The sequence below is a fragment of the Facklamia languida CCUG 37842 genome (genome assembly GCF_000245795.1).
GTDB lineage: Bacteria > Bacillota > Bacilli > Lactobacillales > Aerococcaceae > Facklamia > Facklamia languida.
Map to the genome: position 1 here is coordinate 1,260,994 of NZ_JH601133.1, position 12,017 is coordinate 1,273,010.

The window sequence follows — 12,017 nt, forward strand, 5'->3', positions numbered from 1 at the left end:
AAATCCCGTCCGGACCGTTTATGCGGGTGTAGTTTAGTGGTAAAACTACAGCCTTCCAAGCTGTTGTCGGGAGTTCGATTCTCCTCACCCGCTTTTTGAGACTCTTAGGAGTCTTTTTTTTGAGCACTTTATTGGATATTCCTTCTTCTTCATGCTATATTATTGATATTAAAAGAAGGAGGCATTACCATGACAGATAATATGAAGAACCTTGATGGGATCAAGGATGAAATCGTAGGTAAAGTAAAAGAGGTTTGGGGTAAGGCGACGGATAATCCTGAAACCCAATCTAAAGGGATTGTTCAACAAGTGGAAGGCGATATTAAGCAAGCCGTTGCTAGCGGTCGTGGTCATGCTGATGAATTAAAAGAATCAGCTTCAGCTCGTGTCGAAGAAGCTCAAGAACAGGTAAAACGTCAAATCACGAACGCTCATGAATCTGTTTCGACATCTGCCGATGAGAATATTAAGAATGCGATCGATGAAGGCAAACGCTTGAAGGATGAAGCGGCTGAGAAGGCAGAAGAGTTACGGCAACAAGCAATTGAAGAGAATGAACGTAATCGTGAAGCCACTCGAGAACAAGCAGTCGAAGCAAATCGTCATGCAGATGATCTAGGTAATAGAATTAATGAAGTCGTAGATAACTTACTAAACGATGAAGAATAACGTCTATCCTTATTGATAATATCCTATAGAAAAGAGGCCCCTTTGTAGAGTGACCCCAAATAGTGGCTCTTTGTCAAATAGGGTGATGGTATTTAAAGTAGACTAAGCAACGAGCTGTTGCTTGGTCTCTTTTTCTTTTCTTCCGGACACATACAGTCTTGATATTAAAAGAATGTGGTTCTTGAAATGGGTATCCTTACGGTAACCATAAGCGTTGCGCTTAAGGACTTTAATTTAATTATTAATTCCTTCGATTGGGCCATTGGTTACGGTAGGATGGTTAAAGGTATTGGAAATATATGGTTGGATTTTCTTAAAGGTTCTCAAAACTCTTCTTAATCCAGGTGCGAGTGGTCGATTAGATGCTTGATGTAGCGTCATCATAAACTGATCGTAATCGGACTTTTCGAGGGCATAACGAATGTTTTGAACCATGCGATAAGTTTCTTTAAAGACTTGATTTTGATCTAAGAGATAATCGACGATATGGCCAGTATTCGTTAGAGAATCAAAGAGGGTAAATCGCCTGTAATGTGTGTGGTCAAGGTCTGTCTCCTTCTTTAAAAACAGTTTCCAATACCGCTTGAGTTTATTGTAGAGCCACCGATCTTGGTATTTTACTTTATACATCCAATGGATACGATATCGATTTAATTCGAGATTGAGTGATTGAACGATGTGGAAGCAATCAATAATAATGGAGGCATTAGGAAAGAGTTGGCGGATCAATTCGATGTAGGGAGTGTACATATCGATACAAGTGGTTTGGACCTTTTTTCGTTCTTTGCGACTATAACGGTAAAAGTAGGCCTTCAAGTATCTTAAACGTCGATCCTCTACGACATCAATGACTTGGTGGTCGGTGGCATCACAGAAGATAAAACTCATGGCCCCATTCACCGTTCGTGTGGACTTAAATTCATCAAAACAAAGATGTTTGGGGAGTGTCGTTGGCCTTTTACGGACTGCGGAAGAGAATGTATCCACCACCCGACGGACTGTATGAATTGAAACATACGTTTGATCGGCGATCGACTTTTCTGAATAGGTTCTGGTGGCTAAGCTAGCAATCTTTTGTTTGGTGGCTCTTGAGATGGAGCAGTTCCTCTCCACAAGTTGTGTCTGTGCAGTTAATGAATGGTGACATTTTTTACAGAGTAAGCGTTGTTTATTTAGAATGAGATAACTCGCTTGGCCAGCGGATTCGAGGTAGGTAACTTTAGAAGGACGGAAACCATTCTTAAGGACACAACCTTCATGGTGACACTTTGGACAGGTATGAACAGGATAGGTGAGTGAACAGTGGATATAGAGCTTATTGTCTTGTTCTTGAACAGAATCTGGGGAGAACTGGATATTTGGGTCTTTAATATTAAGGAATTTTCTTATATCATTAGTCATGCACAGGGTCCTTTCTGTTTTAGGGTAGCACTTTAAATATATCGGACTTCTGTGTTTTTGTGTATTTAAAAATAGGGTTGAAGGAAGATTTTTTCTTCCATCAACCCTATATATTATAGAACCTGAACTTATCTGCCTGCTTGGATTTTGATGCCTAGGTATATACTCTTTCATCGGAAAGGTAACTGCCGGGAGCATCTACTGTCGGAAAAGTAACATCTGCATCAGACCTTTTCATATACTTATCCCAAACTATCTGCAGCTCTTTACTGCGTTCATTGACATCACCCCCATGAACTGCTTTGCCTGTAAGTGTCAGAAACTTTCCTGTAACATCGGGAGCATAGACTTCCACATGAGTACTGCGATTATTGATGTAGTAGCGTTCGCTGTCATAAGCAAAACCATCTGCAAGAATAAAGATATGAATACCATTCCCGGACGGACTAAGTTCCGTATATGAATCAAGGGTATCAACAATATTCTGACCTCTAATATTCTGACCTCTTGTATCAAGCTTTCTGTTTATAATGCAATCATCACCATCCGCAAGTCTTAATGGTTCAAAGCAGCCGATACCGATACCTGCATAACTACCTTTGCCAAACACCTCCACAGCTTCATTAAAAGATGAATAGTGTTGTGGGTTTGTAGCATCGGCTCGTTTTCCGTTAAGCTGATATGGTATTTTGTCAGGATTGGTCTTACCCGGTTTCATTACAAGCTTCCACAGACAGAACTTGCCATGGTCTTTCATGAACTTGGGTATCGTGGAGTAATCGAAAACCTCCACGTTCTGTTTTTCGTTTTTCTTATCCATACATCTGTATTACCTCCTTCCTAATGATAGTTACTTGTATCGTCCATACACTTTCCCACTGGAGAAAGCTTTTAAATTTGAGCGGATACATTTGAAAGAATTTCTGTCCTTCCTAACTGTTAGTCTTGGGAGAGGCATAAAAAGGACGCTTTTTCTGAAAATATAAAAATCCATCTGCAAAAGTTACAGATGGACTGGAGGGGTAGAAAAATTCATAAATTTTGCTATAATTATGCTGTATCATTGACATATAAACTAGGAGATGAAATAAAATGACTTATTCAGCTGAAATAAAGAAAATCCGTCAGAAGTGTTTTTTGTCACAGGAGGCATTTGGCAGAGAACTTGGGGTTTCATTTTCATCAATCAACCGTTGGGAAGGTGGAAAGAGCAAACCTAATATGTCTGCTATGAAAAAAATAAAAGATTTCTGTGAAGCGCAGGGTATTGATTTCAGTGCGTTGGAAGCAGAATGGACTAATATCGGAAAGGATGAATAATACGATGGCTAAGAAGAAAACTGCTGAAAAAGCTTTAAATATAGATAGCATACTTTTTAACTGTAGAGATTACTTGCGTGCTGCTCGTAATTCCGGCTCATTCTTTGAAAAAAGAGATATGATGCTCACGCTTGTGTTCTTGCGCTTTATCGGTGAGAAATACGAAGACGGAATCGAGGCTCTTCGACTGACTTTAATTGAACAGGGACTTGACCCTGATGACGAAAATATCAGAGCAGCATTTTTTGATGATGCTACATTTGCAGATGGAACATATAACCTTCCTGTTGAAGCAAGATGGTCAACAATTATTAACACACCTGCACCAAAACTTAACGTTGCACTTGATACTGCTTTAACAAGACTTGAAGAGGAAGATCCTCAGCTTAAAGGTTGCTTTATTAAAGGTACATTCACTACAAGAAATTTAGCAGCCAATGACATCAAGAAAATTGTGGATGAAGTAAATAAAATCAGCCACAAAGCATTTGGAGAAGAAAAAGACTTAATAGGCTATGTATATGAGTATTTCCTTAAGGAATTTGCAGTTAATGCAACAAAGGAAGAAGGAGAATTTTATACTCCTCATGATGTTGTTCAGCTTATCGCTGCTATGATTGAACCTTATGACGGCACACTGTATGATCCTTGCTGTGGTTCAGGTGGTATGTTCATTCAAAGTGCTGAACTTGTGAAATCAAAACAAGGCAATCTTAACAGTATAAATATCTACGGTCAGGAAAAAGAGCCTGCAACATATCGTCTTGCTAAAATGAATTTGGCACTTCGTGGTATTAGTCATAATCTTGGTGGTGAGGCAGACTCATCCTTTACCCATGATTTACATAAGGGCTTGTACTTTAACTACATTATGGCAAATCCTCCTTTCAATCTTAAAGGTTGGTATGATGAGAATATAAAGAACGATGCTCGTTGGGCAGATTATGTTACACCACCTGAAAGTAACGCAAACTATGCGTGGATTTTACATATGCTTTCGCATTTAAAGCCTGCTGATGGTGTTGCAGGATTTTTGCTTGCTAATGGTGCATTAAATGACAGCGATACATTAGAAATCCGTAAAAAGCTTATTCAGAATGATAAGGTTGAAGCCATTATTGTTCTTCCAAGAGAAGTGTTTATTACTACTGATATCAGTGTTACATTATGGATTCTGAACCAGAATAAAAAAGGTGGTAAATATCACGGAAGGAATCTCCGTAATCGTGAGCATGAAATTTTGTTCATGGATTTACGCCAGTGGAGAGATAATCCTGTCAAAGGTGAAAATAAAAAGAAGGTTCGTTTAGTAACTGAACAAATTGAACATGCTGCTGATATCTATCACACATGGCAGTCGGAAGGCACTGACGGAGCAAATTACGAAGTTCCCGAGCTTTACCGCAGTGTTGGTATTGCCGAGATTGAAGAAAAAGGCTGGACGCTCATACCAAGCAAGTATATTGAGTTTATCGACCATGACCTTGAAATTGATTATAAAAAGGAAATGGCTCGGATACAGGCTGAAATGCGTGAGGTCATGAAGCAGGAAAAGGAATCTCAGCAGATGTTGGAAGAAGCATTCAGGGGGATCGGTTATGGCATTGACTAAGTATAAACTTGGGGAGCTTATTGAGCTTGTTTTAACTACTAATACAGATTTAAAATATGGCCCTGATGATGTCAGAGGAATGACGATCACAAAAGAAATCATTCCAACAAAAGCAGATGTAACCGGAACTGATTTATCGAAATTTTTGGTAGTTAGTCCTAATGAGTTCATATATAACCCAAGAACTCATGGAAAAAAGATAGGTTTTGGATATAATAATACAAGCAATACGTTTATTATTAGCTGGAATAATATAGCCTTTAGAGTAAAAACGTCTATGATCAGCGTGATTTTGCCAGACTATTTATTCTTGCATTTTAAACGTGACGAATGGGACAGAGAAGCTTGTTTTCAATCATGGGGAAGCTCAACCGAAGTATTTGCATGGGAATCATTATGCGATATGATAGTTGATTTACCCCCTCTCTCAATCCAACAAAAATATGTTGAAATCTACAACTCCATGCTTGCCAATCAGCAAAGCTATGAGCGTGGATTGGAAGATTTGAAGTTTACTTTTGAAGCGTTAATCGACAATTATAAACACAAATCTGCCAGGAAATCGGTAGGTGAGATTCTTGAGGAAGTAGATAATAGAAATGCTGATGGAATAATAACCGATGTTCAAGGTATCAATATTACAAAAAAGTTTATGCCATCTGTTGCAAACACAAATGGCGTTGATTTGTCAAAGTATAAATTAGTGCAGAAGGGTCATTTCGCATTTTCTGGTATGCAGACAGGACGTGATGAATGTATCCGTATTGCTCTGTTTGATAAAGAAGAACCTATCGTAATTTCACCTGCATACTCTGTTTTAGAGGTAAAAGATAAAGATGTTTTTGCTGAGTACATAATGATGTGGTTTTCACGTAAAGAAGTTGACCGCTTAGGTTGGTTTATGAGTGATGCAAGTATAAGAACCAATTTAGATATGGATCGTTTTTACGAAATAGAAATACCAGTACCAACTTTAGAAGTTCAAAAAGTTATTGTTAATATATACAACGCATACAATTCCCGTAGGGATATCAATGAAGAGCTTAAAGCACAAATAAAAGATATTTGCCCTATTTTAATTAATGGTTCTATCGAAGAAGGAATGAAAACAAAGGAGGCGTAATCTATGGCAAAGTTAAAAGAATATAACGGCCACTATTGTGAATCACAATACGAGTATGCCTTCGTTGGATTATCGGAAGCTGAAGGCTGGAAATACACAGCCGGCAACAGTATTAGTCGTGTCACAAAAAGAGATGTTTTAATCGCCGATGATTTTAAGAAATTTATTGCTGAGACTAATCCTGAACTTATTGAAGATGAAGTTACACAGATATTTGATAACATTCGTCTTGTCGGTGCCGAGAGTGATTTTGCAACCTTGCATAAAGTTTATGGCTGGATGGTTGATGGTATTCAGTTTACTCCACAGGACGGATTGGCAAAGATGGTACCACTTATCGATTTTGATAATCCAGATAATAACATCTTCCGTGTGGTTAATCAGTTTACCGTTGAATACACAAATAATGGTCAGAAGGAAAATCGTAGACCTGATGTATTGTTATTTGTTAATGGTATGCCTTTATGCGTTGTTGAATTAAAAAATCCTGCTGATGCTCATGCGACAGTTTATGATGCGTGGGAGCAGATTAATATTCGCTACTGGAGAGATATTCCACATTTACTACACTACTGTCCTTTGGCTTGTATCTCTGACGGAGTTAAGACAAGACTTGGTACGGTGCGTACTCCTTATGAGCATTTCTATGCTTGGAGACGTGTGAATGACGGTGATGAAGTTTCTCCTCTACCTTTTGCTGAAACTGAAACGATGATTAAAGGTGTATATTCACCTGCAAGATTTTTAGAGATTTTCAGAGATTATATTTATTTTCAGGATAGTATTTATGATAGTGCCGAAGTTGAAATCGTATGTCGTTACCCACAGTTCTTTGCTGCAAAATTATTAAAGCAAAGTATTGTTAATTCTATCGTTACCAAGAGTGGTAAAGGTGGTACATACTTTGGAGCAACAGGTTGTGGTAAAACATATACGATGGCTTTCCTTGCACGTCAGCTTGCACTTCGTTGTTCTGACATTCCAGAAATTGGGTCACCGACAATTATTCTTATCGTTGACCGTGAAGAACTTCAGAAACAAGGTGCTAAACTGTTTACTAAGAGTAAGGAATTCTTAAATCTTGGTGAGGTATCTGTTGTTAAGAACAGAGCACAGTTAAGAGAAGAACTCGGTGCAAGACAAAGCGGTGGTTTCTATATTTGCACCATCCAAAAGTTCTGCGACCGAGAAGATGATAAAATCGGTCTTATCAATGACCGTCAGAATATTATATGTTTTTCTGATGAAGCCCACAGAACTCAGCTTGAACATTCTAAAAAAATCCAGTTTAGCAAGGATGCTGATGAGAATATGAAAGCTATGGTTTCAAAACCATATGCAAAAGTATTAAAGGAAGCATTCCCGCAGGCTACATTCGTAGGTTTCACAGGAACACCTATTGCTGAAACTTATCAGACCTTTGGTGAAGAAATTGATAGATACACAATGGATCAGGCAGTTGCAGATGGACTTACTGTTTCTATTAAGTATCATCCTCGCATTGCTAAGGTGTTACTTGATAAGACCAAAGCTAAACAAATTGAAGATTACTATAAAAAGTGTGCCGATGATGGTGCTACATATGATGATATTGAAGCAAGTAAACGAGCAATGAGTTCTATGGAAGTTATTCTTGCAGAACCTTCTCGATTAGAAAGACTTGCTACGGATATTCATGACCATTATATTTCATCTTGTGAAGGTGACCCGGATAGAATCCAAAAGGCAATGATTGTCTGCTCAAGCAGAAAGATTGCATATTCTTTACTTCTTAAATTCAAGGATAAATATCCTGAATGGTTTGAAGAAAAGAAAACACCTGACGGAGTTACTGCAACAGATGAGGAACTAAAAGAGTTAAAACCTATGCCATTTATGGCTATGGTATCCAGTGTAGGAAGTAATGATAAAACTGAGATGTATAACTATCTTGGTGGCGTTAAAAACGATAAACGTTCTGAGAAACTGGATGCAGCATTTAAACAGAAAAAATCTAATTTCCGTATTGTTATCGTAGTTGATATGTGGATTACAGGTTTTGATGTTCCTTCACTCACATATTTGTACAATGACAAGCCATTGAAGAAGCATTTGTTAATTCAAACAATAAGCCGTGTAAACAGAAAATATCCGGGTAAGGATTATGGTATGATTATCGACTACATTGGTATTCGTGACAATATGCGTGAAGCCATGAAGGTTTACGGTGGTGATACATCAGTTGCTCCTACTTCAGATGATGTTGAACTGGCTACATCTGTATTCAGAGAAGAACTTGAAATCCTTAAAACACTATTTACGGATTATGATTTAGCACCATTCCTTAATCCAGAGTGTGACCCTGTTGATAGATATAAATTACTTTCTAAAGCAGCTGAATTTGTCTTTGCGTCAACACAGGCACTGCAGACAGAATCAAATGGAAAGACTAATCAGGTCTCATTTAAGACATATTTCTTAAAGACCGTTAAGAGAATGAGACGTGCTTTTGATATTTGCCAACCTTCTGGAAACCTTGGCGAAGAAGAATCTGCACTTGCACAGTGCTTTATGGCTATAGCAGGTTTCGTTCGTAAAATGAGCGGAACAAGTGATGTTGATGCTGATACTATGAATCGTGCAGTTTCAAAAATGGTTGAAGAAGCATTGAAATACAATCAGGTAGAAAGCGTTCTTGAAAGTGGCGAGGAAGAAGATATTTTTTCTCCTGAATACTTTGAAAAGTTATCGGATGTAAAAATGCCAGCCACAAAGTTGGAGTTACTTATCAAAATGCTCCGTAAGCAAATAAAAGAATACGGCAAGGTCAATCAGTTAGCAGCAAAGACTTTCCAAGAAATGCTTGAAAAAACTATTGCTGAATACCATGAAAGACGTAAGCACCTTACAGCTGAAGAAGCCGGAGCAGCACAGGAAGCGGCATCAGAAGATATTATTAAGGCTGCTACTGAACAAGCTTTGGCAATACTTCGTCAAATGAATGAAAATCGTGAGAGCTTCCGTAAAATAGGATTAACCTTTGAAGAAAAGGCGTTCTATGATATTTTGGTTGTTCTTCGTGACCAGTATAATTTTGAATATGGTACTGACAAAAAAGTTGATGGTTTTGTTGTAAATGACAAGTGCAAGTCACTTGCTAAAAAGGTTAAGGAAATCATCGATACTAAGTCTTCGTTTGCTGACTGGCTCAACAATCAGAACGTGCGTAATCAGTTGAAACTTGATATCAAGATTTGTTTGATTAAAAACGGTTACCCGCCACAATACAGTCCTGAAGTGTTCACAAAGGTTATGGAGCAGGTAGAAAACTTTGAGGAGTATTCCGAAACAACCCCAGAAAGCAAGGTTGTTCCTTTTATTTATTCTGCTCCTACACAAAGGCCTATGATGGTTGCTGAAGATAGTGCCCTATATGGTGGAAAGAAGGATGGTGATTAAAGTGTTGTTTGATGAAAAAGATTATAGGGTGTTTGATAACACAGATTCTCGCAACTACTTTAAAGAAATACTTCAATCATATTATAGCCAGAATTACCGTGCTACTGTGGTTTTGCTCTATTCATTTGTCATATACGACTTATTTATAAAACTACAAAAAATGGCAAACGAAGGTGATAAAAAAGCTGATAAAAAGCTAAAAGAAGTCAATGCAATGATTGAGGATGATGAGAAGTATTCAAAAGTGGAAAATGAGATCATTCAATTTTTCAAAGATAATTGCCCGCTATATTTTGATAGATTTATTGAAGATATAGATTATTTGAAAAACTGCAGGAATAAATGTGCGCATCTAAAGGTAAACGATAATACATTATATGTACCAAGTGACTATCATGCAAGAATGCTTATTTGTTCAATGTATGACCATATTCTTTCAGTAAAGGCACCTTTCATTATGGATTTATTTTCCATTGCTCAGGCAGATGTAGAAGAATATGCTGAATCTATATCGCATATTCCTAACAATGGTCTTGATAATTCAATTAAAAAGAGTATTGCTGAAAAGTATTTAAAACGAATGACGTATGATTCTTTCAGGAAATCATACAAAACATTTGTACGTTTGTTGTTGGTGTCAGATGCAGAAGAATGTACAAAAAATGTTTATGGTTTATATGCTTTTGCATTTACGATGACTGATTTTGCAATAAAAAATGGCTATACAGCTTTGTTCTCTGAAGAAACAATAATTGATATCTATTCAAAAGTAAATGTAGAAGGATTAAAAGATAGTTCACGACGAGCAAATGCATTTATATCCCTTATCACTTCCTATCCAATCATTATGGATATTGTAAGAGATAATGAAGAAGTTTTTGATTACATCAGTAAACGAGTATTAACAAAACCTCGTGGATTGAATCTATATAAAGCATTCTTCCCTCGTGAAAGCAAGAGTATTTATTGCTATTTCAAGGAAATCACATCAGTTCATGAAGCAACTTATACGGAAATGCTATACGAGACAGTAAAAGAATGTGATGATTTTGATTTGGCAGAGTTTGTTTTGATAATGGCTAAAGCTATTCCAACATTTAATGGTTTTTATGATGCAGATTGCTATATGAGTTTCTTTAAAAACCATATAACAGAACTTTCAATATCTGAAATAAATGATGTATTGAAAATATATCGAAGAAATGGACAGTGCACTAATAGAGCAAGAGATGCAGCTGACATGGCAGAAATAGAGAAATATATAAAGGAACAAGAGTCAACAGAAAAAAACACTGTTGAAGAATAACAACCTCACATACCATTTAGGTACTTGAGCATAAGAAAACGACCACACAGGAGTATTCCTACTCTTGTATGGTCGTTATTTCTTTTGTCATCGCTTGAAGACGTCACTCAAAAACTGTTTTTCATACAATCCCTAAGTGAAGGCCCCTTTGCTGGGCCTCTTTTGTATGAATTAAATGACCAAGATCTGTCTCTTAGAAAATAAAGCTTAGTGCATAGGTCAGACTGAAAATAAGCGACATGGCAGCATTGTAGTTTAATTTGTTTTGAACTTTCTGGCTGGTTGATACGGGCACAATGGCTGGAAGACTAGCTGTAAGGCTGATTAAAACAAATAGGATTTGGACGAAAAATAATGAACGACTGGGTTGAGAAAAGTAGACTCCAAGGATAATCGCCACGACCATCATTCCCAGACTGATTTGCTGGATTCTGTTTCGGTTAACACCGCTCCGCTTAAAACTTGGTAGGGTTCCTTTAAGGGCTTGGTTTAATAATTCAATCCCCGCTACATAAAAGACAATTGGAATAAAGAGCTTCATGATCATGGAATTAATTCCTCTTGCTTGCGAAAAATAGGCCATCGCATTTAATAGAAAACTATTAAAGAAGACATTTAAGATATAGTAGTAGGGGCTATTGACTAGACGCAGTGGATAGAATTTCATGAGAATAAAGCTGAGGTAAAAGATGAGGAGTAAGTTAATAATCCAATGCTGTCTCAACATAAAGAGGATGGCACTGGCCAGCATCAAGAATGTAAAAGTATAAAAAAGACTTGGATTGACCACTTCTTGGTTATCTTTAATATATTTTTGATACTGGTAATGATTGACGAGATTCGAAAAGACCAGGGTCAAAAATAGAAAAAGTGCGGTCATTGGCTCAAATGAGGTCGAAGTTGTAATTCCAGCTATCAAGCCAAAAACAATGGCTGCCAAGGGAGTGGCTAGGATTGGAACGAGGGGGTGTTGTAAATAACGTATAAGATCTTTCATGATGATCCTTTCTAAAGTTAACATTTTATTGTACCTGTCAATAGTTTAATCGATCCGCTGGTATCTTTCAATATATACTTATATGTGAGTGGCTCTTTCAGAATTAAGTAAGTATTTAGTTTAATTCCAATTGTTGGTTCACATTATATAG

Annotated in this window: 8 protein-coding genes, 1 tRNA gene and 1 pseudogene; 7 read left to right on the forward strand and 3 right to left on the reverse strand. The window is 37.3% G+C overall.

Going from position 1 to position 12,017, the window contains the following annotated elements; all coding sequences use genetic code 11:
* The first annotated feature begins 22 nt into the window (after nt 1-22).
* Nucleotides 23-93, forward strand: a tRNA-Gly gene (locus HMPREF9708_RS05905).
* A 96-nt stretch (nt 94-189) separates the two neighbouring features.
* Nucleotides 190-669 (forward strand): CsbD family protein, encoded by a 480-nt coding sequence (locus tag HMPREF9708_RS05910; protein ID WP_006309327.1) that lies wholly within the window; start codon nt 190-192, stop codon nt 667-669.
* Between the two features lie 102 nt (nt 670-771).
* Here HMPREF9708_RS05910 and HMPREF9708_RS05915 read toward each other — a convergent pair.
* Nucleotides 772-2,070: pseudogene (locus HMPREF9708_RS05915) on the reverse strand (ISL3 family transposase).
* A 154-nt stretch (nt 2,071-2,224) separates the two neighbouring features.
* Nucleotides 2,225-2,890 carry a hypothetical protein gene (locus HMPREF9708_RS05920; protein WP_006309330.1) on the reverse strand — a complete coding sequence of 222 codons (666 nt, stop codon included), beginning with the start codon at nt 2,888-2,890 and terminating at the stop codon, nt 2,225-2,227.
* Nucleotides 2,891-3,162: 272 nt separating this feature from the next.
* Between HMPREF9708_RS05920 and HMPREF9708_RS05925 the strand changes: the two genes are divergently transcribed.
* The 5 genes from HMPREF9708_RS05925 to HMPREF9708_RS05945 are packed head-to-tail and all read left to right on the forward strand — an operon-like array spanning nt 3,163 to nt 10,869.
* On the forward strand, nt 3,163-3,390 hold the full coding sequence (locus tag HMPREF9708_RS05925; protein ID WP_006309331.1) for a helix-turn-helix domain-containing protein: 228 nt from the start codon (nt 3,163-3,165) through the stop codon (nt 3,388-3,390).
* 4 nt (nt 3,391-3,394) lie between these two features.
* Entirely contained in the window at nt 3,395-5,002 is a 1,608-nt protein-coding gene (locus HMPREF9708_RS05930) for a class I SAM-dependent DNA methyltransferase (RefSeq protein ID WP_006309332.1), read from the forward strand.
* Nucleotides 4,989-6,125: a restriction endonuclease subunit S gene (locus tag HMPREF9708_RS05935; protein ID WP_006309333.1), complete on the forward strand. Its 1,137-nt coding sequence runs from the start codon at nt 4,989-4,991 to the stop codon at nt 6,123-6,125. Before HMPREF9708_RS05930 ends, HMPREF9708_RS05935 begins: the two co-directional genes overlap by 14 nt.
* 3 nt (nt 6,126-6,128) lie before the next feature.
* Nucleotides 6,129-9,563 carry a type I restriction endonuclease subunit R gene (locus tag HMPREF9708_RS05940; RefSeq protein WP_006309334.1) on the forward strand — a complete coding sequence of 1,145 codons (3,435 nt, stop codon included), beginning with the start codon at nt 6,129-6,131 and terminating at the stop codon, nt 9,561-9,563.
* Nucleotides 9,553-10,869, forward strand: a complete 1,317-nt coding sequence (locus HMPREF9708_RS05945; RefSeq protein WP_006309335.1) for a hypothetical protein — start codon at nt 9,553-9,555, stop codon at nt 10,867-10,869. Before HMPREF9708_RS05940 ends, HMPREF9708_RS05945 begins: the two co-directional genes overlap by 11 nt.
* 193 nt (nt 10,870-11,062) lie before the next feature.
* Here HMPREF9708_RS05945 and HMPREF9708_RS05950 read toward each other — a convergent pair whose 3' ends face one another.
* Entirely contained in the window at nt 11,063-11,866 is an 804-nt protein-coding gene (locus HMPREF9708_RS05950) for a hypothetical protein (RefSeq protein ID WP_006309336.1), read from the reverse strand.
* Between the last annotated feature and the right edge of the window lie 151 nt (nt 11,867-12,017).

Coding starts and splice junctions, on each gene's coding strand:
- HMPREF9708_RS05910 (WP_006309327.1), top strand. CDS start 190: ATGACAGATAATATGAAGAACCTTGATGGGATCAAGGATGAAATCGTA.
- HMPREF9708_RS05930 (WP_006309332.1), top strand. CDS start 3,395: ATGGCTAAGAAGAAAACTGCTGAAAAAGCTTTAAATATAGATAGCATA.
- HMPREF9708_RS05940 (WP_006309334.1), top strand. CDS start 6,129: ATGGCAAAGTTAAAAGAATATAACGGCCACTATTGTGAATCACAATAC.
- HMPREF9708_RS05920 (WP_006309330.1), bottom strand. CDS start 2,890: ATGGATAAGAAAAACGAAAAACAGAACGTGGAGGTTTTCGATTACTCC.
- HMPREF9708_RS05925 (WP_006309331.1), top strand. CDS start 3,163: ATGACTTATTCAGCTGAAATAAAGAAAATCCGTCAGAAGTGTTTTTTG.
- HMPREF9708_RS05950 (WP_006309336.1), bottom strand. CDS start 11,866: ATGAAAGATCTTATACGTTATTTACAACACCCCCTCGTTCCAATCCTA.
- HMPREF9708_RS05935 (WP_006309333.1), top strand. CDS start 4,989: ATGGCATTGACTAAGTATAAACTTGGGGAGCTTATTGAGCTTGTTTTA.
- HMPREF9708_RS05945 (WP_006309335.1), top strand. CDS start 9,553: ATGGTGATTAAAGTGTTGTTTGATGAAAAAGATTATAGGGTGTTTGAT.